Origin of the sequence: Microlunatus antarcticus (assembly GCF_014193425.1) — a bacterium.
Lineage (GTDB): Bacteria > Actinomycetota > Actinomycetes > Propionibacteriales > Propionibacteriaceae > Microlunatus > Microlunatus antarcticus.
Genome location: NZ_JACHZG010000001.1, coordinates 3,459,553 through 3,484,525, shown reverse-complemented (window position 1 = coordinate 3,484,525; position 24,973 = coordinate 3,459,553). Strand labels below are relative to the sequence as shown.

Here is a 24,973-nt window from a genome sequence, read left to right as displayed (position 1 = left end):
GTGCCAGGGCAGACGAGCTCCAGCGTCGTCATCGACGCCGAGCCCGACGCGGTCATGGCGGTGATCGCCGACTTCGACGCCTACCCGGCCTGGGTCGACTCGATGGAGCGCGCCACCGTCCTCGCCGAGACCGACGGGGTGGCCGACGAGGTCGAGATGGTGCTGGCCCACCCGCTCTTCTCCGACACCTACGTGCTCGCGTACGACTGGGCGCCCGACCGCGTGTCGTGGCACCTCGTCCGCGGCGGCCGCCTGACCGCCATGGACGGGTCGTACGTCCTGGGCGCCGACCGCGGCCGGACGACCGTGACCTACACCCTCGCGGTCGACACCTCGCTGCCGATGATCGGGCTGCTGCGCCGCAAGGCGGAGAAGACGATCGTGGACGGTGCGCTCCGCGGGCTCAAGCGTCGGGTCGAAGGCTGAGCACCGCGCGGCCCGCCGCCGTGCGGCAGCCCCGCCCGGCCCGCCCGGCCCGACCCCTCCCGGAACGGCTCAGCGTCGGCGTCGACATCGGGGGCACCAAGGTCGCCGCAGGCGTGGTCGACGAGGCCGGCCGGGTCCTCGAGCGCTCGCAGGTGCCCACGCCGTCGCACGACCCCCAGGCCGTCGAGGACGCGATCGTCGACGCCGTGAACCGCCTGCGGGAGCGCCACGCGGTCGAGGCCGTCGGCATCGGCGCGGCGGGGTGGGTCGACAACACCCAGTCGGTCGTCCGCTTCAGCCCGCACCTGGCCTGGCGCGACGAGCCCCTGCGGGCCGCGCTCGGCCGCCGCATCAACCTCCCGCTCATCGTCGACAACGACGCGAACGCGGCCGCCTGGTCGGAGTACCGCTTCGGGGCGGGCGCCGGCTCGTCGGTCATGGTCTGCCTCACCCTGGGGACCGGTATCGGCGGCGGGCTCGTGATCAACGGCGCACTGTTCCGAGGCACGTACGGCATGGCCGGCGAGTGGGGCCACATGACCTCGGTGCCCGGCGGGCACCCGTGCGAGTGCGGCAACCGCGGCTGCTGGGAGCAGTACGCCTCCGGCAACGCCCTGGTGCGCGAGGCGCGGGCGCTGCTGGGCGCCGGCGGTCCCGAGGCCGCGCACCTGCGGGTCGCCCTCGGCGTGGGCCCGGAGGCGCTCACCGGACCCCACGTCACGGCGGCCGCGATGGCGGGCGACCCGGTGGCCGTACGCCTGCTCGCTGACGTCGGCACGTGGCTGGGCCTGGGCATCGCGAACGTGGTCGCCGGGCTCGACCCCGAGGTCGTCGTGATCGGCGGCGGGGTCAGCGCCGCGGGCGAGCTGCTCGTCGGACCGGCGCGCGAGGCGTTCCAGGCGACGCTGTCGGGTCGCGGCTTCCGCACGTACGCGCGGCTGGAGCTGGCGAAGTTCCGGAACGACGCCGGTCTGGTCGGGGCGGCGGACCTGGCCCGGCTCGCCCTCCTCGAGCCGCCGGACTCGGCGCGCTTCGGCTTCTGGCCGCGCCGGCGCAAGCGTCGGCGGGAACGTTCCGTGCGTCAGCTCGGCAGCGAGGCGCGAGCCCGCCGCCGCCAGCTCAGCGCCTGAAGTTGGGTCAGAGGACCGCGCCGTCGCCCGCGTCCGGCGGGCGGTGGCGCGGGAGCTGGGTCAGCAGGACGACCGAGCCGACGATGAAGCACGTGACGGCGAGGTAGCCGAGCCAGGTCGGCAGCCGCAGGCCGAAGCCCGCAGCGAGGACGACCACCGCGGAGAGCAGCACGGCGGTCCACCCCACCAGCGCGGGCGTCCGGGGCCGCCCCAGCGGCGGGAGCGGGTCGGGCACGTAGCGCTCGTCGGGCGTCGGGGCGGGTGCCGGGCTCGCGCGCCACGCGAGCGGCTGCACGAGCTCGGGGCGAGGCGGGACGAGCGGGATCACGGGCGGGGGAGCGGGCTCCGTGGCGTCGCCGGTGTCGGCCCGGTCGTCGGTGGTGGCGAGGTCGCCGCTCAGCCCGAGGGCCAGCCGCGGCTCGGCGGGGTGCTCGGCGGTGAGGTGGTAGCCGGCCACCAGCTCGGCGAAGGCGCGGTCGACCGACTCGCGGTCGTCGTCCTGCTCCGCCATCGGTGACCCTTCCCGGCTCCGGCGAACACCGCTCACCCGGCCAGGCGGGTGAAGAAGTCCACGCTGCCCGCGAAGATCGTGTGCGCCTCGTGGTCGAGCGTGGCTACATGGTAGCTGCGCTCGAGCACCACGAACGTCCGGTCCGGCGAGGTCGTGGACGCCTGGATCAGCGCCACCGACGACGGGTCCGCGACGTGGTCCTGCCGGGACCGGTAGACGAGCAGCGGCGTTCGCACGTCAGCGAGCTCGAGGCGCACCGCCGCCCACAGGTGCCGCTGCGAGGCGAGCGCGTGCAGCGGCGTCCGGCCGTAGCCGCCCTCGTCGGCGCCGGGCTTCGCGACGTCGCCCGCGATGCCGCCGAGCGAGGGCGTCACGAGCCGGATCAGGCGCAGCACCTTGAGGCGCGGGTCCACGATGTTGACCACCGGGTTCACCAGCACGAGGCCGTGGACGAGGTCGGGGTGCCGCTGCGCCAGCCGGAGCGCGAGGGCCCCGCCCATCGACAGCCCGCCGATGCCGACGCGCCGTCCGGTCGCGTCGGCCAGGCGCAGGAGCGCGCGCTCGGCCGCCGCGTACCAGTCCGGCCAGCCCGTCACGTTCAGCTCGCGCCAGCTCGTCCCGTGGCCGGGCAGGCGGGGGAGGTCGACCCGGAAGCCGTGCGCGGCCAGGTCCTCGGCCCAGGGGCGCATCGAGCGCGGCGAGCCGGAGAAGCCGTGCACGACCAGCACCGGCGGGCCGTCCGCGGGACCACCGGCGTACGGGGCGGCGCGCGGGTCGACCTCGGCGGCCTCGGGTGCCTGGGCGAGGAGTGCGGCAACATCCATCCGGGCATGCTCGCACTAGGGTTCTGCCACCCGCCCGTCGTGGTGCGGGGCCGCGCCACGGAGGTCGAGATGTCGTACTACACGTTCTTCAAGGGCGCGCTGTTCAAGCCCCTGATCCGCGTGCTGGTGCGACCGCGGGTCGTCGGCTCCGAGCGCGTCCCCGCCACCGGCGGCGCGCTCCTAGCGGGCAACCACATCTCGGGCTGGGACACCCTGGTGATCCCGGCGATGCTGCCGCGGACGATGACGTTCCCGGCCAAGGCCGAGCTGTTCGTCGGCCGCGGTCCGGTCTCGCGGGTGGTGGCCTGGTTCGTCCGGGCGGTCGGCATCCTGCCGATGGACCGGACGGGCGGGCGGGCCAGCGCCTCGAGCATGGACGTCGTCCTCGACGCGCTCCGCGAGGGGAAGGTCGTCGGCATCTTCCCCGAGGGCACGCGCTCGCCGGACGGCCGGCTCTACCGCGGCCGGACCGGGGTGGCGAGGCTGGCCCTGGCGACCGGGGTCCCCGTGATCCCCGTCGGGGTGCAGCACACGCGACCGCCGAGCCTGCATCGCGCCGTGGTCCGCTTCGGCGAGCCGCTCGACTTCAGCGCGTACGCCGGCGCGGGCAACGACCGCGACGTGCTGCGGCACGTGACCGACCAGGTGATGGCCGCGATCCAGGAGCTCAGCGGGCAGCGCTACGTCGAGACGTACGCGAACGGGGTCAAGGCGGCCCTGCGCGAGGGCCGCACCCTCGACCTCGTCGAGGTGGCCCGCCCCGGCCTCGGCCGGACCGCGCCCCCGTTGCCGGGCCGGCCGTGAGGCCGCCCCGGGGCGACGAGCCCGACGCCGCCCCGGTCCCCACCGACGTCGTCTCCGTCGACGCCTCGGGGACGCTGCGCGTCGCCAGCGCCGACGGCCGGCGGCCGGGCCGCGGCATCTACTGGGTGCTGCGCCACGTCGTCCTGGGCCCGGTCGTGACCCGGCTGTTCCGCCCGATCGAGGAGGGCGCAGACCACGTGCCCGCCGAGGGCGGGGCGATCCTGGCCGGCAACCACCTCTCGTACGCCGACTGGCTCTTCACCCCGCTCGCGCTGAACCGGCGGGTGACCTTCGTGGCCAAGTCGGACTACTTCACCGGGGTGGGGATCAAGGGCTGGGCGCAGAAGCGCTTCTTCGCCGGCACCGGCCAGGTCCCCGTCGACCGCAGCGGCGGCCGGGCGAGCGAGGGCGCGATCCGCGCCGGGCTGGCGGTGCTCGAGCGCGGCGAGCTCTTCGGCATCTACCCCGAGGGCACGCGCAGCCACGACGGCCGCCTCTACAAGGGCCGGACCGGCGTGGCCCGGCTGGCGCTCCTGGCCAAGGTCCCGGTCATCCCCACGGCGGTGATCGGCACCGACGTGATCGCCCCGCCGGGCAAGATCATCCGCCGCGTGGTCAGCCCGACCGTCCGCTTCGGCGAGCCGCTCGACTTCTCCCGCTACGAGGGGATGGAGGACGACCGCTACGTCCTGCGCTCGATCACCGACGAGATCATGTACGCGATCATGGAGCTCTCGGGCCAGGAGTACGTCGACCTGTACGCCCCCGTGGCCAAGGAGCTCGCCGCGCAGGAGGCCAAGGCCGCCGCGCTGGACGAGGTCAGCCCCCAGGCCTGACGCGTCGCGAGGCGTGCGACGGGGGCTGGAAACCGGAAGGCCCCACCTGTGCGCTCCCGTAGGCTTGCGGGATGTCCGAGACGGTCCAGGCCCGACTGATCGAGGCGGGGGTGCCCTCCCTCGCGGAGCTGCACGCCCTCGACGCGAAGCAGCAGCCGACCTATCGGGACCCGGCCGCGCTGGGCGACGTGGTCGACCGGCTGCGCGTCCTGCCGCCGCTGGTGTTCGCGGCGGAGTGCGACTCGCTGCGGGCCAAGATGGCCAGCGTCGCGGCGGGCGAGGCGTTCTTCCTGCAGGGCGGCGACTGCGCCGAGACCTTCGCCGGAGTCACCGCCCAGAACATCTCCGGCAAGCTCCGCACGCTGCTGTCGATGGCGGTCGTGCTGACGTACGCCGCCCAGGTCCCGATCGTCAAGGTGGGGCGGATGGCCGGGCAGTACGCCAAGCCCCGCAGCTCCGACGACGAGACCCGCGGCGGCGTGACGCTGCCGGCGTACCGCGGCGACGCCGTCAACGGCTTCGACTTCACGCCAGCCTCCCGCATCCCCGACCCGGAGCGGCTGCTCGGGGTCTACCACGCGTCCGCGGCCACGCTGAACCTCACCCGCGCCTTCATGACCGGCGGCTTCGCGCACCTGCGCAGCGTCCACAGCTGGAACGCCGACTTCGTCCAGTCCGCTGCCGGGGTGCAGTACCAGCAGCTGGCCGACGACATCGACCGCGCGCTCGCCTTCATGGTGGCGTGCGGGATCGACGAGGACACCTTCCGCACGGTCGACTTCTACTCCAGCCACGAGGCCCTGCTGCTCGAGTACGAGCACGCCCTCACCCGGGTCGACTCCCGGACCGGCAACCCGTACGGCACCTCCGGCCACTTCCTGTGGATCGGGGAGCGGACGCGTCAGCTCGAGGGCCCGCACGTCGAGCTGATGAGCCGGATGCATAACCCGATCGGCATCAAGCTGGGCCCGAGCACGACGGCCGACGTCGCGCTGGCGCTGGCCGACCGGATCGACCCGGACCACGTCGACGGCCGGATCACCTTCATCACGCGGATGGGTGCGGGCAAGATCCGTGAGGTGCTGCCCGAGCTGGTGGCCAAGGTGACCGCGAGCGGCCGCCGGGTGGCCTGGGTCTCCGACCCCATGCACGGCAACACCTTCGAGTCGCGCAACGGCTACAAGACCCGCGCCTTCTCCGACGTCATGGACGAGCTGAACGGCTTCTTCGACGTCCACGAGGAGCTCGGGACCTGGCCGGGCGGCGTGCACGTCGAGCTCACGGGCGACGACGTGACCGAGTGCGTGGGCGGCAGCGACGAGATCGTCGAGGCCGACCTGGTCAACCGCTACGAGACGCTGTGCGACCCGCGGCTCAACCGGAACCAGAGCCTGGAGCTCGCGTTCCTGGTCGCGGAACGCCTCACCTCGGGGCGCATCCGGCGCACGAATCCGGTGCAGGCGTACGCCCCCGTCTCGCTCTGAGTGGTGCTCCGCGCGGTACGGCGTGTCACTGTGGGGTGGTGACCAAGACGAAGACCGCCGTGAAGATCGAGACCGAGACCCTCTACAAGAAGACCGACGGCGGACAGCGCCTCCACCTGCGCGGGTGCCCGCACATCGTCGGTCTGGAGGTCGAGGCGGTCGCCCCGGGCGACAGCTCGGTCCCGGTCTGCCGGTGGACGCGCGCCGAGCTCGACGGCGTCGGCCGGATCCCGCAGAAGACGATCGACGGCGCGCTGCGCGAGTTCGGGGCGAGCCCGGAGGTCCGGCCGCGCCTCATCAAGCTGCTCAAGGGCCTCAAGTGGGACAAGGTCTACCTCCCGCAGAGCCGCTCGTTCGTGGCCCTGTCGCTGGACGAGCACCCGGTGGCCTGGGCGGGCAAGAACTACGTCCAGATCGGCGAGGAGTTCGTCCCGCTGGAGGAGTACCAGGGCGGCGTCGGGGGCGGGCCGTTCGTCAGCGAGCTGTGGGGCGAGCCCTGCCCCGAGTGCTTCATGCAGCGCTCCATGAACGGCACCTGCACCTGCGACTAGTCGCCGCGTTCGTCTGACCGTCCGACCGTGGTCGGTCCCAGCCCTGCAGAGCCCGATCTGCGGCTGGGACCGGCCACGTCCCGGTTCGGGGCGTGGCTAGGGTCGAACGGTGATCGACCTTCGCTCTGACACCGTGACCGTCCCGACCCCCGCCATGCGCGAGGCGATGGCGTCCGCGCCGGTGGGCGACGACGTCTACGACGAGGACCCGTCCATCCACGCGCTCGAGGAGCGGGCCGCCGCCGTGCTCGGGCACGAGGCCGGCCTCTTCTGCGCGACCGGCTCGATGACCAACGTCCTCGGCGTCTGGCTGCACGTCGCGCCCGGCACCGAGGTGCTCTGCGACGTGAACGCGCACGTCGCCCGCGCGGAGATGGGCGCCCACGGCGCGCTGACCGGCGTCACGATGCGGACCTGGCCCTCGCTGAACGGCCGGCTCGACGCGGCGGAGGTCGAGCGGATCGTCTCGCCCGACGCGGGGCCGTACCTCGTCTCGACGGCCTGCGTGGCGGTCGAGAACACGCACAACTTCGGCGGTGGCACCGTCCAGCCCTTCGACCAGCTGGAGGCCACGCGCGACCTGTGCCGCGAGCTCGGCATCGCGTTCCACCTCGACGGGGCTCGGCTGCCGAACGCCGCGGTCGCGGCCGGGATCTCCCTCGAGACGTACGGGCGCCTCTTCGACACCGTGAGCCTGTGCCTGTCGAAGGGGCTCGGCGCCCCGGTGGGCTCGGTCCTCGTGGGGTCCGCGGCGGAGATCGCCCGCGCCCGGGTGCAGCGCAAGCGGCTCGGTGGCGGGTGGCGGCAGGCCGGGATCCTCGCGGCCGCGGGTCTCTACGCGCTGGAGCACCACGTCGACCGGCTGGCCGACGACCACGCAGCCGCCCGCGCGCTCGCCGACGCGGTGGCCGCCAAGGCACCGCAGGCCATCGACCCCGCGGCGGTCGAGACGAACATCGTCGCCCTCGACACCGGCACGGTCCCGGCGACGCAGGTCGTCGCCGCGGCGGCTGCGGAGGGCGTCCGCGTGGGCACGGTCGGCACGCGCACCGTCCGGGCGGTCACGCACCTGGACGTCACGCTCGACCAGGCACGCGCCGCGGGCGAGGTGCTCGGCGACGTCCTCGCCCGCGTGGAGCAGGCCGCCTGAGCCCGGTCGCGGGCACCCGCACCGATCTTGTGTGCGGGCAGCGACACCAGGTGTCGCTACCCGCACAGAAGTCCGTCAGCCCTGCTGCGACTTGGCCTCGTCGATCCAGGCGCTGACCTGCTTCTCGGAGACACCGATGACGCGGCCGTGCCGGTCCAGGATCATCTGGGTCAGCGAGGCGGGGTTGCGGTGGCTCAGCTCCTTGATCGAGTCCACGCCGATGCTCTCCAGCATCTCCGTGTGCTTCGGTCCGATGCCGTTGAGCTTGTGAAGGTCGTTCTCCATGGCCATGGTCGTCGGTGCTCCTCGTCGGCCAGCGCCTCTGGCCCTGCCGGAAATCTAGGCCTCGGACGCGGGCCTGTCGACGGGGGGTGAGGGTCCTTCGCCGACGATCAGCCGACGATCAGCCGGCGATCAGTAGAGGACCTGCTCGACCGGCTCGACCGGGCGGGGCGGCTCGTCGCCGAGCATCTGCGTGAGGTCGATCTCGACGGTCCGCGCGATCGCGGTCATGGGCACGTCGTAGACGGTGTCGGCGAACGGGTTGCCCAGCTGGTCGCCGATCTGCACCGCCATCAGGAACATCAGCCCCACCAGCCCGGAGCCGAGCGGGGTCAGCCAGCCCAGGTCCTCGACCACGGCGAAGGGCAGGATCAGGCAGAACAGCCGCGAGAAGAACCGCGGCAGGAAGCGGTACTGGACCGGCAGCGGCGTGTTCTTGATCCGCTCGAGGCCGCCCTGGGCGTCGGTCAGCGCGACGAGCGCGGCCTCCAGCTCCAGGCGTGACAGCTCGCCGACCATGCCGTTGCGGTAGGCCTCGCTCAGCAGCCGGTCGGTCTCCACGAGGATCGCGGTCTGCCGGTTGTTCGCCGCCTCGACGCGCGTCAGCGCCTCGGGTCGCAGGAACCGCCCGGCCTCGGCGGCCAGCGGCTGGCCCCGCAGGAACGTCCGCAGCACATGGACGTAGGCGATCTGGTTGCGCACCACCTGGTCGGCCAGCCCCGGCGTCGCGTCGGGCCCGCGCTCGTCGATCAGCACGAGCGCCTGGCGGGCGAGGCTGCGCGAGGAGTTGACCACCTGGCCCCAGAGCGTGCGGGCCTCCCACCAGCGCCCGTACGCGGCGTTGACGGTGAAGCCGACGAAGAGCGCGATCACGGTGCCGAAGAGGGTGAACTGGATGTCGATCGCCTCGAAGTGCGTGGTGTCGTCGAGGTAGAGGGCGGTGACCAGCACGTCCCACACGAGCAGGGCGCTCACGGAGACGGCGAGCGTGCGCCACGCGCGCAGGGGGAGCTGTTTCTCGTTGAGGATCAAGGTCGGGGTCCTTGTCGTCGTCGTACGCGGTGGGGAGGGGTCTCCCGCCCCGCATGGGGGAGTCCGGCGCGCCCACCGACTCTGGTGCGCGCGACCAGTGTGGTCGGCGGACCTGTGGACGCGGAATCGAGTGGTCGTGCCTCGTCCCGACTTGCCAGGGGCTGTGCAATTGCATATGGTACTGAGCACTGAGAGAGGATGGTCCCCATGGCCGACACCACTTCGCCCGGCACGACCCCCTGGCGCGGCGTCTTCACCGCCACCGCGCTGCCCTTCAACGACGACCTCACGGTCGACTACGACGCGTTCGGCGAGCACGTCGCTTGGCTCGCCGCGTACGGCACCCACGGCGTCGCCCCGAACGGCTCGCTGGGGGAGTACCAGACGCTCTCGGACGACGAGCGCGCGAAGGTCGTCGAGACCGCGGTCCAGGCCAGCCCCGAGGGCTTCGGCGTCATGGCCGGCTGCGGGGCGTACGGGACCCTCCAGAGCGTCCGCTGGATCGAGCAGGCCGCGCAGGCCGGGGCCACCTCGGTGCTGCTGCTGCCGCCGAACACCTACCGCGCCGACGCCGAGACCGTGCTGCGCCACTACCGCGAGGCGGCCAAGGTCGGCCTGCCGATCGTGGCCTACAACAACCCGTACGACACCAAGGTCGACCTCCTGCCGTCGGTGCTCGCGCAGCTCCACGCCGAGGGCCTGATCGTCGCGGTGAAGGAGTTCACCGGGGACGTGCGCCGTGCGTACGAGATCGCCGAGCTGGCGCCCGGCCTCGACCTGATCGTCGGCTCCGACGACGTCCTGCTGGAGCTCGGCGTGGCCGGTGCGGTCGGCTGGGTCGCGGGCTACCCGAACGCGATCCCGCAGTCCACGCTCGAGCTGTACGAGCTGGTCACCTCCGGCGACCCGGCCGACCTCGCCCGGGCGCTGCCGATCTACCGCGACCTGCACTCGCTGCTGCGCTGGGACTCCAAGACCGAGTTCGTCCAGGCGATCAAGCTGTCGATGGACGTCGCCGGTCGCAAGGGCGGCATCTGCCGTCCCCCGCGCGCCGCGCTCCCGACCGAGATCCACGACCGCGTGGTGGCCGACACCGAGGCGGCTTTGGCCAAGGGTTACAAGTAGTCGCGTGAGCACCCTGACGAGCACCGAGATCTCCGTCCCCGACGAGACAGCCCCCGACGCCGTCCCCGAGCTCGTGGCCGCGGCCGTCGAGGCGGGGCGGGTCTGGGCGGCGACCGGCCGTGAGGACCGCGCCGACGTCCTCGACGCCGTCGCGGACGCGCTGGACGCGGCGGGCGACGAGCTCGTCCCGCTCGCCATGGCGGAGTCGCACCTGCCGGAGGGGCGGCTCCGCGGGGAGCTGACCCGCACGACCTTCCAGCTGCGGCTGTTCGGCCAGGCGCTGCGCGACGGCGGCTACCTCGACGTCCGCGTCGACCACGCCGACCCGGACTGGCCGATGGGCGCCCCCCGGCCCGACCTGCGGCGTACGCAGGTCCCGCTCGGTCCGGTCGTCGTGTTCGCGGCGGTCAACTTCCCGTTCGCGTTCAGCGTCGCCGGCGGTGACACCGCCTCCGCGCTCGCCGCCGGCTGCCCGGTGCTGCTCAAGGCGCACCCGGGCCACCTGCGGCTCTCCGTCGCCACGGCCGAGGTCGTGCGGCGGGCGCTCGCCGCGTCCGGCGCGCCGGACGACCTCTTCACGCTCCTCGTGGGCGTCGAGGCCGGCCGCGCCGCGCTGACCGACCCCGGCGTCCAGGCCGGCGCGTTCACCGGCTCGACCACGGGCGGGCGCACGCTCTTCGACCTGGCGAACGGCCGACCCGTGCCGATCCCGTTCTTCGGCGAGCTCGGCAGCGTCAATCCGGTCTTCGTCACCCGGGCGGCCGCCGAGGCCCGCGGGCCGGAGATCGCCGCGCAGGCCGTCGCCTCCTTCACGCTCGGGGCGGGGCAGTTCTGCACCAAGCCGGGCGTGCTGCTGGTGCCCGAGGGCTCGTCGGTGCTGGAGGTCCTCCGGACGACCGACCTCCCCGGTCCGGCCCCGATGCTGTCGGAGCGTATGGTCGAGGGCCACGCCCGCGTCCGCCACGAGCTCGAGGACGTGCCCGGCACCGAGGTGCTCGTCGGCGGCCCGGACACGGCGGACGGCACGCCCGCGCCGACGGTCCTGCTCACCGACGTCGCCACGCTGCTGGCCGACGTCGAGGCGCTGTTCCGCGAGTGCTTCGGCCCCACGCTGCTCGTCGCGACGTACGCGGCCGAGGACGACCTGCTGTCGCTGGCCCAGACCATCGACGGCCAGCTGACCGCGACCGTCTTCGGCGAGGACTCCGACGTGCCGCACCTGGCGGGCCTCGTCACCACGCTCGCCACCAAGGCCGGCCGGCTGCTCTGGAACGCCTGGCCGACCGGCGTCAGCGTCACCGACGCCCAGCAGCACGGCGGCCCGTACCCCGCGACCACCGCGCCCTCGACCACGTCGGTCGGCACGGCGGCGATCAGCCGGTTCCTGCGGCCGGTCGCGTTCCAGGGGTTCCCCGAGGGGCTGCTGCCCGCCGAGCTGACGGACGGGGCCACGCTGCCGCGCCGGGTCGACGGGGTGCTCCTCACGGACACGACGCGATGAGGGCGAGCCGCGTCTTCTCCGCGGTCGACTCCCACACCGAGGGCATGCCGACCCGCGTGATCACCGGCGGGTTCGGCGTGATCCCGGGCGCGAGCATGGCGGAACGTCGCCTCTGGTTCATGGAGAACAGCGACGACCTGCGCACGCTGCTGATGTGCGAGCCGCGCGGGCACGGGTCGATGAGCGGGGCGATCCTGCAGCCGCCGACCCGGCCCGACGCCGACTGGGGCGTGCTCTTCATCGAGGTGTCCGGGCTGCTGCCGATGTGCGGCCACGGGACCATGGGCGTCGCGACGGTGCTGGTCGAGACCGGGATGGTCCCCGTCGTCGAGCCGGTCACGACGATCCGGCTCGAGGTGCCCGCCGGGCTCGTCGTGGCGAAGGTCGCCGTCACCGACGGTCACGCCACCTCCGTGACGCTGGAGATGGTCCCGTCGTTCAGCCTCGGCCTGGACCGCGTCGTCTCGGTGCCGGGGTACGGCGACGTCACGTACGACATCGCGTACGGGGGCAACTTCTACGCGGTCGTCCAGCTGGAGTCGCTCGGCCTGCCCTTCGAGCACGCGGCCAAGAACCGGCTGCTCGACGCCGGCCTGGCGATCATGGCCGCGATCGACGAGCAGGACCGGCCCGTGCATCCGCTGCAGGCCGACATCAACGGCTGCCACCACGTCTACCTCGCCGCACCCGGCTCGACCGCGCAGCACTCGCGCCACGCGATGGCGATCTACCCCGGCTGGTTCGACCGGTCGCCCTGCGGCACCGGCACCTGCGGCCGGATGGCGCAGCTGCACGCGCGCGGTGAGCTCGCGGTCGGCGACGAGTTCGTCAACGAGTCGTTCATCGGCTCCCGCTTCACCGGCCGGCTGCTGGGCGAGACCACCGTCGGCGACCTGCCGGCGGTGCTGCCGAGCATCACCGGCCGCGCCTGGGTCACCGGCCTGGGCCAGTACCTCCTCGACCCGACCGATCCCTTCCCCGCCGGCTTCACCCTGTGACGTCACCTGTGGGAGGGGTGCGATGAGCGGGACCGTGCCGCGTACGGCCGACCTGGTCGTCATCGGCGCCGGGGCCGTCGGTGCGGCGTGCGCGTACTTCGCCGCGCGGGAGGGGCTCCGGGTCGTCGTCGTGGACCGCGGGCCCGTCGCCGGGGGCACGAGCAGCGCGGGGGAGGGCAACCTCCTGCTGTCCGACAAGGAGCCCGGACCCGAGCTCGAGCTGGCCCTGCTGTCGCGACGCGTCTGGACCGAGGACCTCGCCCCGCACGGCCACCACTGGGAGTTCGAGTCCAAGGGCGGCCTCGTCGTCAGCGACGACGTCGCCGGGGTGGCGGCCCTGGCCGAGCTCGCCGTGCACCAGCGCGGGGCCGGCATCGAGGCCGTGCCCGTCGGGGCGGACGAGCTGCCCGCGTACGAGCCGTTCCTGAGCCGCGACCTCACCGGCGGCATGTTCTACCCCCAGGACGCCCAGGTGCAGCCGATGCTGCTGACCGCCCACCTGCTGCGGCTCGCCCGCGAGCTCGGTGCGACGGTCGTCACCGGGTCGGCCGTGACGGATTTCCTGCGCGACGGCGACGCGGTGACCGGCGTCCGCACCTCGACCGGCGACGTCAGCGCCCCCGCCGTCCTCAACGCCGCCGGGACCTGGTCGGGCGAGGTCGCCCGGCTCGCCGGCGTCCACCTGCCGGTGCTGCCCCGACGGGGTTTCGTGCTCGTGACCCAGCCCCTGCCCCCGGTCGTGCGCCACAAGGTCTACGGCGCCAGCTACGTCGCCGACGTCGCCAGCTCCGACGAAGCCCTGCAGACCTCGCCGGTGGTCGAGGGCACGCCGAGCGGCACCGTCCTGGTCGGGGCCTCCCGTGAGCGGGTCGGCTTCGACAAGACGCCCTCGCTCCCCGTGCTGGCCCGGCTCGCGGCGGCCGCGGCGGCGCTGTTCCCGGTGCTGCGCGACGCGTCGCTGATCCGCGCGTACGCCGGCTTCCGGCCCTACTGCCCCGACCACCTCCCGGTCATCGGCCCCGACCCCCGCGCGCCGGGTCTCTGGCACGCCTGCGGTCACGAGGGCGCCGGGATCGGGCTGTGCGTCGGGACCGGCTCGTTGCTGGCGCAGGTCCTCACCGGTCAGCGCCCCGAGCTCGACCTGCACGCGTTCCGCCCGGAACGCTTCGACGCTGCGACCGGTCCGGGGACCGCCCAGCCCCAGGAGCTCGCCGGTGCCCGCTGAGCCTCGCCCTGTCGGCCGCACCGTCGGTCGCTCCACCGTCCCCTTCGACCTCGACGGCCGTCCGCTGACCGCGCGTCCCGGGCAGAGCGTCGGTGCCGCCCTCACCGACGCCGGCGTCCGGTCCTGGCGCACGACCCGGCGGCGCGGGAAGCCGCGCGGGCTGTTCTGCGGCATCGGGGTGTGCTTCGACTGCCTCATCGAGGTCGACGGACGGCCCGACCAGCGCGCCTGCCTCGTCCCCGTGGAGCCGGGCATGCGGCTCCGGACCGGGGCCCCCGAGGAGTGGACCGAGCAGAGCGAAGAGGGGAGCGGGCATGAGTGACCTCGCCGTCGTCGGCGCCGGGCCCGCGGGCCTCGCCGCCGCGGTCGCCGCCGCCTCCCGCGGGCTGTCGGTGACGGTCGTCGACGCCGGCCGTCAGCCGGGCGGGCAGTACTGGCGCCACCCCGACGAGCAGACCGCCGACCCGGACGAGCTGGCCTCGCACGGCCAGCACGACTGGACGGCGTACGTCCGCCTCCGCGAGCGCTTCGACGACCTCCTGGGCCCGGACCGGATCACGTACGTCCCGGGCGCCCAGGTCTGGTTCACCGAGCGGGCGGGCCAGGGCTGGCGGCTCCGGCTCAGCCCGGTGGTCGAGGGGGTCGCCTCGAGCGACCACGTGCCCACCGAGGTCGTCGTGGACGCCCTCGTGCTGTGCCCCGGCGGCTACGACCGCCAGCTGCCCGTGCCGGGCTGGGACCTGCCGGGCGTGCTCGCCGCCGGTGGGGTGCAGGCGCTGCTCAAGGGCCACGGCTCGCTCGCGGGCCGCCGTGCGGTGGTGGCCGGGACGGGACCGTTCCTGCTGCCGGTCGCGGCCGGGCTCGCCGAGGCGGGGGCCGAGGTGCTGGGCATCTGCGAGGCCAACGCCGTCACCGGCTGGGTCCGCCAGCTCGGCGGGGCCGTCCAGTCACCGGCCAAGGGCCTGGACGCGGTCGGCTACGTGCGCACGATGGTCGCCCACCGCATCCCCTACCGCCAGCGGACCGTGGTCACGGCGATCGGTGGCCGCGACGCCGTCGAGTCCGTCACCACCTCCCGCCTCGACGCGCAGGGCCGGCTCGTCGCCGGCAGCGAGCGGACCGCCGCGGTCGACCTGGTCGCGCTCGGCTGGGGCTTCACCCCCTCGCTCGAGCTCGTGACCGCCGTCGGCGCGGAGACCCGGGTCGACGTGGACGACTCGCTGGTCGCCGTGGTCGACGCCGAGCAGCGCAGCACCGCGCCGCACGTCTACGTCGCCGGAGAGGCGACGGGTGTCGGTGGCGCCGCCCTCGCGCTGCAGGAGGGCGAGCTGGCCGGGCTGGTCGCCGCCGCCGATCGCGGACGCGGCGGGAAGAGCCGCCGGATCCGTCGGCTGCAGGGCAGCATCAGCCGCGGCCGCGCCTTCGCGACCGCCATGCACCGCGCGCACCCCGTGCCGCCGACCTGGTCGAGCTGGCTGACGCCCGAGACGCTCGTCTGCCGGTGCGAGGAGGTCGACGTGGGCACCGTCCTGCGGGCCCGCGACGAGCTCGGGGGCGGCGACGCCCGAACAGCGAAGCTGCTGACCCGGACGGGGATGGGCTGGTGCCAGGGGCGCGTGTGCGGCTTCGCCACCGCGCTGCTCGCCGCCCAGCACGAGGGCCGCGCCCTGACGGTCGACGACCTGCGGCCGACGGCCAAGCGCACCCTGTCGACCCCGGTCAGCCTCGGTCGGCTCGCCGACCTGGCCGCCGTCGACCCCGAGGCCACGGTCGTCGCGCTCGACTGACGTCGGACCCCGTCCTCGGGCCCGAGCGGGCCGGGGTGGTCGTCGAGCCCGGTCAGACCGGCAGGAGCTCGCCCCGGACGATCGTCTGGCCCGAGTGCTGCGTGCTGCCGATGCTCTGCTGCGAGATCTCGAGGAACGGGAACTGCTCGAGGTCGATCGCCTGCTCCACGGTCCAGAGACCGTGCGGGCCGTCGAGGATCCCGAGGGTCTGGCGCTGGGCGGGGTCGTCCCGGTGGACGAGCCACGCCTGACGCACGCCGCCGTGCGGCAGCTCGGCGTGCAGGGAGACCTCCAGCAGCCGCCGACCCTCGGCGTCCGTGGCCAGCTGCGCCTCCCCGGAGGCCTTCGACCAGGGCTCGAGCACCGGCGCGAGGCGCGCGTACGCCCGTCGGTCGCGTGCGGCCTCGGCGCGGCGGGCGTCGAGGCCCTCCTGCACGCCGGACCACACCCGCGGGCTGGGCTCGGCGAGGGTCAGCGACCCGGCCTCACGGGCCAGCTCGACGACGCGGGTCAGCTCGGCCAGCTCGCCCGCGCAGGCGCGGCAGGACGCGACGTGGTCGCGTTCCTCGTCGCCGCCGAAGGGGTCGCCGAGCGCGAGCAGCGCGAGCAGCTCGGGGTCAGTGTGCATCGGCGTTGCCCTCCAGCCGGTGTCGAAGCTCCATGAGACTGGTGGTGATCCGGGCCCGGACGTCCTCGACCGCGAGCCCCGTCCGCCCGGCGATCTCGCCGAGGGTCAGGTCGTGGTCCAGCGCCATCTGCAGCAGCCTGCGCGAGGACGTGTCCAGGTGGGCCATCCCGTCCACCATCACCATTCTTTCGGCCAGAGCACCGGTCTTGGACTCGTCTCCCGCCGAATCTTCCGACGCGCGGTCCGCGGGGACCCGCCGGGCGCGCGCCGCCCGGGTGTCGGCGATGCTGCGGCACGCGAGGTCCACGAGCCAGTCGGCGAGGCGGGAGCGGCCGGGATCGAACGTCGCGCGGGCGGCCCACGCCTGCGAGAACACGGTCCGGGTGACCGTCTCCGCCTCCGTGACGTCACCGAGCGAACGGAGCGCGAGGCTGTAGACCAGCGGCGACCAGCGGTCGTACACCGCGACCAGGCCCAGCTCGTCGCCCGCGGAGAAGGCGTCGACCACCTGCGGGTCGTCCTCTCGGGCTGACACCACCGCATGTCCTTCCTGCTCGGCCCGCGCGCCGCCTGCGGGCTGCTCCGGGGCCACCATCCTGCCGTGCCGGCGTCAGGACGCGGAACCGGGACGGCCCGCCCAGGTCGTCCGCACCCGGGCGATGTGCGCGTGCATCAGGGCCTCGGCCCCGGCCGCGTCACGGGCCTCGAGGAGGTCGACCAGCAGCAGGTGCTCGCGCGCGTTCTCGGCGAGCACGCCGCTGGTCAGCAGGCTGCTGAGGCCGAGCAGCCGGGTCTGGCTCCGCAGCTCGGAGACGAGGTCCACCAGGCGTGGGTTGCCGTCGTACGCGAGCAGCCGCAGGTGGAACTGCCGGTCGGCCTCGGTGTAGGCGACGAGGTCGCCGCCGGCCGCCTCGTCGACGATGTCCTGCGCCATCCGCCGCAGCCCGGGCAGGTCCGCCAGCGGGACGAGGGCGGTCACCCGGCCGACCACGGGCGGCTCGAGCAGCTGGCGGATCTGGGTCACCTGGTCGAGCGAGGCGTCGTCCACCTCGGTGACGCGGAAGCCCTTGTTGGGCACGATCGTCACCATGCCCTCGCGGACGAGGTCGAGCATGGCCTCCCGCACCGGCGTCGCCGAGACGCCGAAGCGACCGGCGAGCGAGGGTGCGGAGTAGACGACGCCGGGCTCCATCTCGCCGGAGATGATGGCCGAGCGCAGCGCCTGGGAGACGCGGTCGCGCAGGTTGGTCTTGGGCAAGGTCGTGATGCTCGACGTCTGGGTCACCTCGACGGCCCTCCTCGTGGGACTGCTGCGTCACACCGTACGGGTCGCGCCGCCGCGGTCCGAGGCGCCGCGCTTGGATAGCGTGGGTCCCATGCAGCTCACCCACCTCGGTCACTCCGCCGTCCTCGTCCAGACCGACGGGGCCCGGATCCTGATCGACCCGGGCAACTTCTCCGACGCCTGGCACGGCCTCACCGACCTCGACGCGATCCTGGTGACCCACCAGCACGCCGACCACCTCGACCCCGCGGCGCTCCCGGCGCTGCTCGCGGCCAACCCGGGTGCCCGGGTGGTCGTCGAGCCCTCGATCCTCGCGGCGAGCGAGGCCGGCGACCTGCCCGAGCTGCCCGGGGCCAGCGGCCTCGCGCCCGACGACCAGACGGCGATCGGCGACGTGCTCGTCACCGCCGTCGGCGGGGCGCACGCGGTCATCCACCCCGACCTGCCCCGCATCGGGAACGTCGGCTTCGTGCTCCGCTCCGAGGGCCAGCCCACGTTCTTCCACCCCGGCGACTCGTACGCGGTCGCCCCGGGCGGGGTCGACGTCGTCGCCGTCCCGCTCTACGGCCCGTGGGGTGCGCTGCGCGAGACGATCGACTTCGCGCGGGCCGTCGCCGCGCCCGAGGGCTTCGGGATCCACGACGAGCTGCTGAACGACCGCGGCCGCGGGCTGATCACCGGCCGGGTCAAGGCCATGACGCCGACGTCGCTCGTCGACCTCCGGGGCGGGCAGACCCACACGTTCTGAGGGCGTGGGCCCGCCGGGGCCGATCAGAAGGCGTACGCCAGCAGGTCGGCCAGGAGCTCGTCGGCGTCGACGTCCAGACCGCGGGCGCGGAACCAGGTCGTCACGTTGCGGCAGTCGCGGGCGAGGTACTCCGTCCCCTGCGGGTTGGCCACCACGTCGACGGCCTGCGGCAGGTCGATCAGCACCAGGCGGTCCTCGGTGGCCAGCAGGTTGAAGGGTGACAGGTCGCCGTGCGCCAGCCCCATCGTGGCCATCGCGCGCATGGCCTCGACGAGCTGCGCCCAGTAGGTCTCCAGCAACGGGAGGCCCGGCCGCGTCTGGGCCAGTCGCGGGGCCCCGGACCCGTCCGCGAGCGTGATCAGCTCCATCAGCAGCTCGGTGCCGTCGAGCTGCACCGGGTAGGGCACGGGCAGCCCCGCCGACCAGAAGCGGGCCAGGTGGTCGAACTCGGCCGCCGCCCACTGACCGGCCTGGACCGCACGACCGTGGCGCGTGCCCTTCGCCGCGGCGCGGCGGTCGCGGCTGTTCCGCATCCGGCGGCCCTCGGTGTAGCCCGCGTCGCGCGAGAACAGGCGGTGGTCGAGGCTGCGGTACCGCTTGGCGGCCAGCACGACCCCGGAGTCGGCGTCGGCCCGCTCGAGCAGGAAGACGTCCGCCTCCTTGCCGGTCTTGAGGATGCCGAGCTCGGTGTCGATCGCCGCGTCGGAGGTGACGAGCCAGGCGGGGAAGGGCTCGGGACCGGCGAGGACGCCGATGTCGTCCCAGGTGGACCAGCGCTGTCCGGGGCCGGGCTCGTCCGGCTCGTCGTAGGACGCCGCCGTGCCGGGGGCGGGGTCAGGTGCGGGGAGAGGTGGAGCAGGGAAGACGTCGGACATGGGTGGGCAGATCTCCTGGGGAGAAGGGGTGGGCTGCGGGCAACCCGAGGACGGGGACGGACACCACGCACCTCCTCCTGCTCAGGGTCGGCCAGACGACCTGCCGGTGGGCCCACCCTCCTCACGCCGACCAGGGATCGCAAGGGGTTTTCCGCGGGCGTCGGCGCCCTTCCGCGAACTTCTGTGCCGCTGACGACCTCTGGTGTCGTTCCGGCCGCAGAAGTTCGGCGGGTCGGCGGCCGACCGGCGCCGGCCGGGCTCAGACCAGGGCGAGGGTGATCGTCGCGCCCTTGGGCGCCTGCTGCCCGCCGCCCGGCGACGAGGTCACGACGTAGCCGAGGCCGAGGTAGTTCGTGGCCTTCTTCGTCTTCGTCTTGAAGCCGGCCGCCTCCATGGTCTCCTCCGCCTTGCGGATGCCCATGGCGCGGACGTTGGGCACGGTGACCAGGACGGGGCCCAGCGACCGGACGAGCGCGACCTCGTCGCCCTTCTTCAGGCTGCCCGAGGGCGGGTCCTGGCTGATCACGTCACCGGACTCGACCTCGTCGGAGTTCGCGGTGGTCACGCTGACGGTCAGGCCGGCCTTCTTGAGCGCGGCCGTCGCCTTGGCGGCGTCCTTGCCCGTCCAGTCGGCGAGCTTGACCGGCTGCGGGCCGCCGCTGACCACGAGCGCGACGGCGGTGTCGCGCTTGAGCGAGGACCCCGCGCCCTGGCCGGCGCTCAGCACGACCCCCTGGGCCACCGTGTCGCTCCACCGCGTCGTGACCTTGCCGACCTTGAGGTTGGCGTCGCGCAGCGTCGCCGTGGCGGCGTCGGCGGTGAGCCCGACGACGGTCGGCATGGCGAACCGTTCCGGCCCGCGCGACAGCACGGCCTCGATGCGGGTGCCCTTGCGCACGCGGGCGCCGGGGGCGGGCTCGGTCGAGACCACCTCGCCCACCGGCACCGTCTCGCTCCAGCCGTCGGTGAAGTCCACGGCGAGGTCGGCGCCGTCGGCGACCGCCGCGGCGTCGGCCCGGGTCAGGGTGGTGAGGGCCGGGGCGCTGGTGAAGCGGCCCTCGGTGAGGTACCAGCCGGTGACGGCCGCGACCGTGGTCAGCAGCAGCACGAGGATGATCGCCACCCAGCCCCGGCGCCGCCGCCGGGCCTCGCGCTCCCGGCGGACGGCCACGCGCTCCGCGTGCTCGCTCCCGGACGGCCGCAGGCGCGGGTCGTGGCCGGGGACGACGGGCGGCGGCGCGTCGCGGAACGTCGGCGGCGCGTACGGCTGCGGGTCGGTCAGCTCCTCGCGCGGCGCGGCGAACGACGGTCGGGCCGTGCTGATGTGCTGGGTCGCCTCGAGGTCGGCCCGGTGGCCGACGACCTGCGTGAGGGCGGAGTCCGGGTCCAGCTCCCGGACGCGGACGGCGGTGGGGGTGAGGTCCTGCGTGAGCTCGGGGTCGTCGGTCAGCCCGGCGAGCAGGGCGGCGCGCACGCGGCGGACCTGGGTGAGCAGCACCCGGCCGTCGGGCGGACGCAGCGCGGGGTCCCGGGCGGTGGCGCGGGCGACGAGCGCGTCGAGGTAGGGCGGGACGGTGCCGCGCGGGGCGTGCGCCGACGGCGGCGGGACGTCCTGGTGGACGTGCGCGTACGCGACCTGGATCGGGGTCTCGCCGCTGTGCGGCTTGCGCCCGGTCAGCAGCTCGAAGAGCACGACGCCGGCGCTGTAGACGTCGCTGCGGGCGTCGGTGTGGCCGGAGGTGACGAGCTCGGGCGGGAGGTACGACACGGTGCCGATCAGCAGGCCCTGCGTCGCGGTCTGGGTCTGGGAGCTGATCGCCTTGGCCAGGCCGAAGTCGGCGACCTTGACCTTGCCGCGGTCGCCGAGCAGCACGTTCTCGGGCTTGACGTCGCGGTGCACGAGCCCGGCGTCGTGGGCGGCGGCCAGCGCCGAGACGACCGGCTCCAGCAGGTCGAGCGCGGCGAGGGGGTCGAGCGGCGCGTGCGCGTTGACGACGTCGCGCAGGGTCTGGCCCTCGACGTACTCCATGACGATGTAGGGGCGGACGACGTTCCCGTCGACGGCGTCGGCACCCTGGTCGAAGACCGAGACGACGTTGGGGTGCGAGAGCCGCGCGGCGGCGCGGGCCTCGTGGTCGAACTTGCGCGCGAACTCGAGGTCGTCGCCGAGCCCCACGTGCATGATCTTGACCGCGACGGTCCGGGTCAGGCGGGTGTCGATGCCCTTGTAGACGGTGGCCATGCCGCCGCGGGCGAGGCGTTCGGTGATCTCGTAGCGGCCGTCGAGCACCCGACCGACCAGAGGGTCACCGCTCGGGCCGCGGGAGCCGGAGCCCCGCGCGCCGAAGGTGCTGGTCATCGTCACGCCCGCTCCCACCACGTCCGCGGCACCGGCCGCACGTCTACCCGGTGCCTGCTGTGCTGAGCGCCGATTCTAGGAGCGGAGCGGCAGGACACCGCTGCTGACGCGCCGGTCGTCCTCGGGCCGGTCGTGCGGCGTGATCCGTCCCTCCGGGGTCGACGACGCCCGGGCGAAGCGGCGGACGGGGATCCGTCCGGCCCCTGCCGCGAGGCGTCCGGCCTGCACGGCCAGGCGCATCGCGTGCGCCATCGCCACCGGGTCCTCCGCGCGCGTCACCGCGGACGCGAGCAGCACCGCGTCGCACCCGAGCTCCAGGGCCCGCGCCGCCTCGGAGGCGGTGCCGAGCCCGGCGTCGAGGATCACGGGGACGGTCGCGTCGGCGACGATCAGCTCGATGTTGTGCTCGTTGCGGATGCCCAGGCCGGACCCGATCGGCGCGCCCAGCGGCATCACGGCCGCGCAGCCCGCGTCGGCCAGCCGGCGGGCCAGGATCGGGTCGTCGTTGGTGTAGGGCAGCACGACGAAGCCGTCCGCCACGAGCCGCTCGGCCGCGTCGAGGAGCTCGATCGGGTCGGGGAGCAGCGTCACCTCGTCGGCGATGACCTCGAGCTTGACCCAGTCGGTCTCCAGGGCCTCGCGCGCCAGCTGCGCGGTCAGCACGGCGTCGGCGCTGGTGTAGCAGCCGGCCGTGTTCGGCAGCACCGCGATGCCGTGCCGGTCGAGCACGTCGAGCACCGAGCCCGGCGCGCTCGGGTCCACCCGCCGCATCGCGACGGTCGTCAGCTCGGTCCCGGACGCGAGCAGCGCGGCCTCCATGACCTCCAGGCTGGGTGCGCCGCCGGTGCCCATGATCAGCCGGGAGGCGAACGAGCGGCCGGCGATGACCAGCGGGTCGGCCGCCGGGTCCGGGCTCCGGGGCCGGCTCGGCTCCAGGCGCGGGTCAGCCACCCTGCACCGCCGTCACGATCTCCACGCGGGCACCTTCGTCGAGGGTGGTGGTCTGGTGGCGGGTCCGGGGCACGACGACGCCGTCGAGCGCCACCGCGAAGCCGCGCGGCGCCTTGCCCCCGAGCCCGAGCACCTGGTCGAGGGTCGCCGGGCCGGTGACCTCGCGGGGCTCGCCGTTCACGAAGACGATCACCGGGCGACCTCGAGGGCCGGCTCGGACGTCCGGTCGAAGCGGCCCAGGGTGAAGGGCGCGGCGACGTCGTCGAGGACGCCGGTCAGGACGTACGAGGCCGCGACGTCCGCCGAGACCGGCGTGAGGAGCACGCCGTTGCGGTGGTGGCCGGTCGCCAGCGACAGCCCCTCGAGCGCGCAGCCGCCGAAGATCGGCGCGTTGTCGGGGGTGTTCGGCCGCCAGCCGACGGACGTCTCGGCGAGCGCGTACTCCGCGGTCATGGGGATGACCTGACGGGCGTCGCGCAGGAGCTCGTAGATCCCGCCCGCGGTGACGCGGTGGTCGAAGCCCTGCTCCTCGACCGTCGCGCCGATCACGACCTCGCGCCCGTGCTCGCGGGGGACCAGGTAGACCTCGTTGCCCCGGCTGAAGGCGCGCACGGTCAGGCCCGGGCACGGGAAGCGGCCCGGGTCGAGGCGCACGATCTGGCCCTTGACCGGGCGGACGGGCACGGTCGGCACGCCGTCGACCTGGGCGGCCCAGGCGCCGTTGGCCAGGACGACCCGCCGTGTGGGGAGCGTGGTCCCGTCGGCCAGCGTGGCCCCGGTGACGTGGCCGTCGGCGCTCTCGACGCGGTGGACGAAGCCGGTGACCTCCCGGACCCCGGCCCGCTGCGCCGCCGTGGTGAGCGCCTCCAGCAGCACGCGGTTGTCGCAGCTCCAGTCGCTCGGGACGAGCAGCCCGCTGCGGACGGTCGGGGCGAGCAGCGGCTCGAGGGCGCGGCACTCGCGGCTGGTCAGCCGCTGGGCGGCGAGGCCCTGCCGGTCCAGGTAGTCGGCGAACGTCCGCAGCCGGGCGGAGTCGTCCGGGTCGGACGCGACGGAGACGGTCGGTCCCTCGCGCAGCCCCGACGGTCGGCCCGAGGCCTCGACGACCTCGGCGGAGAAGGACGGCCAGCGCTGCGCCGAGGCCTGGTTGAGCGCGAGCAGCGTGCGTTCGGTGAAGGTCGTCTCGGTGACGGCCGCGAGCATGCCGGCGGCCACGCGCGACGCAGCGGCCGACCGTTCGCCCACGACCAGGGTCACGTCGAGACCGGCCTGGGCCAGCCGCCAGGCCGTCGCGGTGCCGATGAGACCGCCGCCGACGACCACCACGTCGGTCGCGGTCACCTGCGGGTCCCGTCCATGCGCCCACCTTAGGACGCGTCCGGACGGTCTCCAGGGCGCGGCCGTCCCCGGCCCGTTGCGGGAGAATCAGCGGATGGAGCTGGGGATCACGACGTTCGCCGAGGTGACCGAGCCCGGGGTCTCGCCGGGGGCGCGGCTGCGGCAGGTGGTCGAGGAGGCCGTCCTCGCCGAGCAGGTCGGGCTGTCGGTCTACGGGGTCGGCGAGCACCACCGTCCGGAGATGGCGGCGTCGGCCCCCGCGGTGGTGCTGGCGACGATCGCCGGTCGCACGGAACGCCTCCGGCTGAGCTCGGCCGTGACGGTGCTCAGCTCGGCGGACCCCGTACGCGTGTTCCAGGACTTCGTCACGCTCGACCTGCTGTCCTCCGGCCGCGCCGAGCTGATGGCCGGGCGCGGGTCGTTCACCGAGTCGTTCCCGCTCTTCGGCCACTCGCTCGGCGACTACGACGCCCTGTTCGCGGAGAAGCTCGAGCTGCTGCTCGCGCTGCGGGACGGGGGACCGACCACCTGGTCGGGGCAGTTCCGGGCGCCGCTCGACGGGCTCGAGGTCCACCCGCGGTCCGAACGGCCGCTGCCCGTCTGGCTCGCCGTCGGCGGCACCCCCGAGTCGGTCGTCCGCGCGGGCACCCTCGGCCTGCCCATGGCGCTCGCGATCATCGGCGGGGCCTGGGCGTCGTTCGCCCCGCACGCCGACCTCTACCGACGCGCGCTCGAGTACGGGCAGGCCGACCCGGCCACGCCGCTCGCGGTGCACAGCCACGGCTACGTCTGCACCGACGAGAAGGCCGGGCGGGCCGAGTTCCTGCCCGCGTACCGCCGGACGTTCGACGGCATCGGGCGCGAGCGCGGCTGGCCGGTCATGTCGGACGCCGCGGTCGAGGCCGTCCTCGCGCCGGAGGGGGCCCTGTTCTTCGGCCACCCCGAGCGGGTCGCGGACAAGATCGTCGCGCTTACCAGGGCGCTCGGGCTGCAGCGCTTCGAGATGCACGCCTCGCACGTGGGCCACGCCCAGACCATGCGCTCGATCGAGCTCTTCGGGACCCAGGTGGCACCGCTCGTGGCCGAGCGGCTCGCAGCCTGAGCGCAGCGGACAATGGGCGCG

27 protein-coding genes and 1 pseudogene are annotated in these 24,973 nt (G+C 74.3%); 15 read left to right on the top strand and 13 right to left on the bottom strand.

Going from position 1 to position 24,973, the window contains the following annotated elements; genetic code table 11:
* Both FHX39_RS16310 and FHX39_RS16305 read left to right on the top strand, forming a co-directional pair.
* Nucleotides 1-426 (top strand): SRPBCC family protein, encoded by a 426-nt coding sequence (locus FHX39_RS16310; RefSeq protein ID WP_183340136.1) that lies wholly within the window; start codon nucleotides 1-3, stop codon nucleotides 424-426.
* 20 nt (nucleotides 427-446) lie between these two features.
* Complete coding sequence (locus FHX39_RS16305; RefSeq protein WP_183340133.1) at nucleotides 447-1,556, top strand: ROK family glucokinase; 1,110 nt, start codon at nucleotides 447-449, stop codon at nucleotides 1,554-1,556.
* Between the two features lie 7 nt (nucleotides 1,557-1,563).
* Here the strand turns inward: FHX39_RS16305 and FHX39_RS16300 are convergent, their stop codons facing one another.
* Both FHX39_RS16300 and FHX39_RS16295 read right to left on the bottom strand, forming a co-directional pair.
* Nucleotides 1,564-2,067, bottom strand: coding sequence for a hypothetical protein (locus FHX39_RS16300; RefSeq protein ID WP_183340131.1), 504 nt, complete (start codon nucleotides 2,065-2,067; stop codon nucleotides 1,564-1,566).
* Nucleotides 2,068-2,099: 32 nt separating this feature from the next.
* Complete coding sequence (locus tag FHX39_RS16295; protein ID WP_183340129.1) at nucleotides 2,100-2,891, bottom strand: alpha/beta hydrolase; 792 nt, start codon at nucleotides 2,889-2,891, stop codon at nucleotides 2,100-2,102.
* A 69-nt stretch (nucleotides 2,892-2,960) separates the two neighbouring features.
* Here FHX39_RS16295 and FHX39_RS16290 point away from each other — a divergent pair, with 69 nt between their 5' ends.
* From FHX39_RS16290 to FHX39_RS16270, 5 genes are all read left to right on the top strand, one after another.
* A complete protein-coding gene (locus tag FHX39_RS16290) occupies nucleotides 2,961-3,695 on the top strand; it encodes a lysophospholipid acyltransferase family protein (RefSeq protein ID WP_183341607.1) in 735 nt (244 codons plus the stop codon).
* Between the two features lie 74 nt (nucleotides 3,696-3,769).
* On the top strand, nucleotides 3,770-4,531 hold the full coding sequence (locus FHX39_RS16285) for a lysophospholipid acyltransferase family protein (protein WP_183341605.1): 762 nt from the start codon (nucleotides 3,770-3,772) through the stop codon (nucleotides 4,529-4,531).
* Nucleotides 4,532-4,602: 71 nt separating this feature from the next.
* A complete protein-coding gene (locus FHX39_RS16280) occupies nucleotides 4,603-6,015 on the top strand; it encodes a class II 3-deoxy-7-phosphoheptulonate synthase (RefSeq protein ID WP_198423440.1) in 1,413 nt (470 codons plus the stop codon).
* Between the two features lie 38 nt (nucleotides 6,016-6,053).
* Nucleotides 6,054-6,566, top strand: coding sequence for a hypothetical protein (locus FHX39_RS16275; protein ID WP_183340127.1), 513 nt, complete (start codon nucleotides 6,054-6,056; stop codon nucleotides 6,564-6,566).
* A gap of 109 nt (nucleotides 6,567-6,675) precedes the next feature.
* Nucleotides 6,676-7,716, top strand: a complete 1,041-nt coding sequence (locus tag FHX39_RS16270; protein ID WP_183340125.1) for a threonine aldolase family protein — start codon at nucleotides 6,676-6,678, stop codon at nucleotides 7,714-7,716.
* A 75-nt stretch (nucleotides 7,717-7,791) separates the two neighbouring features.
* Here FHX39_RS16270 and FHX39_RS16265 read toward each other — a convergent pair whose 3' ends face one another.
* Together FHX39_RS16265 and FHX39_RS16260 are read right to left on the bottom strand one after the other, a co-directional pair.
* On the bottom strand, nucleotides 7,792-8,007 hold the full coding sequence (locus FHX39_RS16265; protein WP_183340123.1) for a DUF4332 domain-containing protein: 216 nt from the start codon (nucleotides 8,005-8,007) through the stop codon (nucleotides 7,792-7,794).
* A 123-nt stretch (nucleotides 8,008-8,130) separates the two neighbouring features.
* On the bottom strand, nucleotides 8,131-9,030 hold the full coding sequence (locus FHX39_RS16260; RefSeq protein WP_183340121.1) for a bestrophin family protein: 900 nt from the start codon (nucleotides 9,028-9,030) through the stop codon (nucleotides 8,131-8,133).
* Nucleotides 9,031-9,237: 207 nt separating this feature from the next.
* Here FHX39_RS16260 and FHX39_RS16255 point away from each other — a divergent pair, with 207 nt between their 5' ends.
* From FHX39_RS16255 to FHX39_RS21840, 6 genes are read left to right on the top strand one after another with little or no spacing between them, the layout of a single operon-like run.
* Nucleotides 9,238-10,155 carry a dihydrodipicolinate synthase family protein gene (locus tag FHX39_RS16255; RefSeq protein ID WP_183340119.1) on the top strand — a complete coding sequence of 306 codons (918 nt, stop codon included), beginning with the start codon at nucleotides 9,238-9,240 and terminating at the stop codon, nucleotides 10,153-10,155.
* 4 nt (nucleotides 10,156-10,159) lie between these two features.
* Complete coding sequence (locus FHX39_RS16250) at nucleotides 10,160-11,656, top strand: aldehyde dehydrogenase (NADP(+)) (protein ID WP_332836877.1); 1,497 nt, start codon at nucleotides 10,160-10,162, stop codon at nucleotides 11,654-11,656.
* Complete coding sequence (locus FHX39_RS16245; RefSeq protein ID WP_183340116.1) at nucleotides 11,653-12,654, top strand: proline racemase family protein; 1,002 nt, start codon at nucleotides 11,653-11,655, stop codon at nucleotides 12,652-12,654. Before FHX39_RS16250 ends, FHX39_RS16245 begins: the two co-directional genes overlap by 4 nt.
* A gap of 22 nt (nucleotides 12,655-12,676) precedes the next feature.
* Nucleotides 12,677-13,879: an NAD(P)/FAD-dependent oxidoreductase gene (locus tag FHX39_RS16240; RefSeq protein ID WP_183340114.1), complete on the top strand. Its 1,203-nt coding sequence runs from the start codon at nucleotides 12,677-12,679 to the stop codon at nucleotides 13,877-13,879.
* Complete coding sequence (locus tag FHX39_RS16235; protein ID WP_183340112.1) at nucleotides 13,869-14,201, top strand: (2Fe-2S)-binding protein; 333 nt, start codon at nucleotides 13,869-13,871, stop codon at nucleotides 14,199-14,201. Before FHX39_RS16240 ends, FHX39_RS16235 begins: the two co-directional genes overlap by 11 nt.
* Entirely contained in the window at nucleotides 14,194-15,666 is a 1,473-nt protein-coding gene (locus tag FHX39_RS21840; RefSeq protein WP_183340110.1) for an FAD-dependent oxidoreductase, read from the top strand. Before FHX39_RS16235 ends, FHX39_RS21840 begins: the two co-directional genes overlap by 8 nt.
* A gap of 52 nt (nucleotides 15,667-15,718) precedes the next feature.
* Here the strand turns inward: FHX39_RS21840 and FHX39_RS16225 are convergent, their stop codons facing one another.
* The 3 genes from FHX39_RS16225 to FHX39_RS16215 all read right to left on the bottom strand — a co-directional run bounded on the left by FHX39_RS16225 (nucleotide 15,719) and on the right by FHX39_RS16215 (nucleotide 17,579).
* Nucleotides 15,719-16,294 (bottom strand): hypothetical protein, encoded by a 576-nt coding sequence (locus FHX39_RS16225; RefSeq protein ID WP_183340107.1) that lies wholly within the window; start codon nucleotides 16,292-16,294, stop codon nucleotides 15,719-15,721.
* Nucleotides 16,284-16,832 (bottom strand): sigma-70 family RNA polymerase sigma factor, encoded by a 549-nt coding sequence (locus FHX39_RS16220; protein ID WP_183340105.1) that lies wholly within the window; start codon nucleotides 16,830-16,832, stop codon nucleotides 16,284-16,286. The genes FHX39_RS16225 and FHX39_RS16220 overlap by 11 nt, the downstream gene beginning before the upstream one ends.
* A 72-nt stretch (nucleotides 16,833-16,904) precedes the next feature.
* A complete protein-coding gene (locus FHX39_RS16215; protein WP_183340103.1) occupies nucleotides 16,905-17,579 on the bottom strand; it encodes a GntR family transcriptional regulator in 675 nt (224 codons plus the stop codon).
* 91 nt (nucleotides 17,580-17,670) lie between these two features.
* Here FHX39_RS16215 and FHX39_RS16210 point away from each other — a divergent pair, with 91 nt between their 5' ends.
* Complete coding sequence (locus tag FHX39_RS16210) at nucleotides 17,671-18,327, top strand: MBL fold metallo-hydrolase (protein WP_183340101.1); 657 nt, start codon at nucleotides 17,671-17,673, stop codon at nucleotides 18,325-18,327.
* Between the two features lie 23 nt (nucleotides 18,328-18,350).
* Here FHX39_RS16210 and FHX39_RS16205 read toward each other — a convergent pair whose 3' ends face one another.
* From FHX39_RS16205 to thiO, 6 genes and pseudogenes are all read right to left on the bottom strand, one after another.
* Nucleotides 18,351-19,202 carry a serine protein kinase RIO gene (locus FHX39_RS16205; RefSeq protein WP_183340099.1) on the bottom strand — a complete coding sequence of 284 codons (852 nt, stop codon included), beginning with the start codon at nucleotides 19,200-19,202 and terminating at the stop codon, nucleotides 18,351-18,353.
* 259 nt (nucleotides 19,203-19,461) lie between these two features.
* Complete coding sequence (locus FHX39_RS22255) at nucleotides 19,462-19,641, bottom strand: PASTA domain-containing protein (RefSeq protein ID WP_332836957.1); 180 nt, start codon at nucleotides 19,639-19,641, stop codon at nucleotides 19,462-19,464.
* A gap of 39 nt (nucleotides 19,642-19,680) precedes the next feature.
* Nucleotides 19,681-21,561: pseudogene (gene pknB, locus FHX39_RS16200) on the bottom strand (Stk1 family PASTA domain-containing Ser/Thr kinase); the annotation flags it as partial.
* 75 nt (nucleotides 21,562-21,636) lie between these two features.
* Complete coding sequence (locus FHX39_RS16195; RefSeq protein WP_183340096.1) at nucleotides 21,637-22,512, bottom strand: thiazole synthase; 876 nt, start codon at nucleotides 22,510-22,512, stop codon at nucleotides 21,637-21,639.
* Complete coding sequence (gene thiS / locus FHX39_RS22250; RefSeq protein ID WP_183340094.1) at nucleotides 22,505-22,705, bottom strand: sulfur carrier protein ThiS; 201 nt, start codon at nucleotides 22,703-22,705, stop codon at nucleotides 22,505-22,507. Before thiS ends, FHX39_RS16195 begins: the two co-directional genes overlap by 8 nt.
* On the bottom strand, nucleotides 22,702-23,853 hold the full coding sequence (thiO, locus tag FHX39_RS16185) for a glycine oxidase ThiO (RefSeq protein WP_183340092.1): 1,152 nt from the start codon (nucleotides 23,851-23,853) through the stop codon (nucleotides 22,702-22,704). The genes thiS and thiO overlap by 4 nt, the downstream gene beginning before the upstream one ends.
* A gap of 91 nt (nucleotides 23,854-23,944) precedes the next feature.
* Here thiO and FHX39_RS16180 point away from each other — a divergent pair, with 91 nt between their 5' ends.
* Nucleotides 23,945-24,952, top strand: a complete 1,008-nt coding sequence (locus tag FHX39_RS16180; RefSeq protein ID WP_183340090.1) for an LLM class flavin-dependent oxidoreductase — start codon at nucleotides 23,945-23,947, stop codon at nucleotides 24,950-24,952.
* The last annotated feature ends 21 nt before the right edge of the window (nucleotides 24,953-24,973 follow it).

Bases quoted from the DNA above. Each gene is read 5' to 3' on its own strand.
- FHX39_RS16300 (WP_183340131.1), bottom strand. From the start codon at position 2,067: ATGGCGGAGCAGGACGACGACCGCGAGTCGGTCGACCGCGCCTTCGCC.
- FHX39_RS16295 (WP_183340129.1), bottom strand. From the start codon at position 2,891: ATGGATGTTGCCGCACTCCTCGCCCAGGCACCCGAGGCCGCCGAGGTC.
- FHX39_RS16290 (WP_183341607.1), top strand. From the start codon at position 2,961: ATGTCGTACTACACGTTCTTCAAGGGCGCGCTGTTCAAGCCCCTGATC.
- FHX39_RS16280 (WP_198423440.1), top strand. From the start codon at position 4,603: ATGTCCGAGACGGTCCAGGCCCGACTGATCGAGGCGGGGGTGCCCTCC.
- FHX39_RS16265 (WP_183340123.1), bottom strand. From the start codon at position 8,007: ATGGCCATGGAGAACGACCTTCACAAGCTCAACGGCATCGGACCGAAG.
- FHX39_RS16255 (WP_183340119.1), top strand. From the start codon at position 9,238: ATGGCCGACACCACTTCGCCCGGCACGACCCCCTGGCGCGGCGTCTTC.
- FHX39_RS16245 (WP_183340116.1), top strand. From the start codon at position 11,653: ATGAGGGCGAGCCGCGTCTTCTCCGCGGTCGACTCCCACACCGAGGGC.
- FHX39_RS16240 (WP_183340114.1), top strand. From the start codon at position 12,677: ATGAGCGGGACCGTGCCGCGTACGGCCGACCTGGTCGTCATCGGCGCC.
- FHX39_RS21840 (WP_183340110.1), top strand. From the start codon at position 14,194: ATGAGTGACCTCGCCGTCGTCGGCGCCGGGCCCGCGGGCCTCGCCGCC.
- FHX39_RS16225 (WP_183340107.1), bottom strand. From the start codon at position 16,294: ATGCACACTGACCCCGAGCTGCTCGCGCTGCTCGCGCTCGGCGACCCC.
- FHX39_RS16210 (WP_183340101.1), top strand. From the start codon at position 17,671: ATGCAGCTCACCCACCTCGGTCACTCCGCCGTCCTCGTCCAGACCGAC.
- FHX39_RS16205 (WP_183340099.1), bottom strand. From the start codon at position 19,202: ATGTCCGACGTCTTCCCTGCTCCACCTCTCCCCGCACCTGACCCCGCC.
- FHX39_RS16180 (WP_183340090.1), top strand. From the start codon at position 23,945: ATGGAGCTGGGGATCACGACGTTCGCCGAGGTGACCGAGCCCGGGGTC.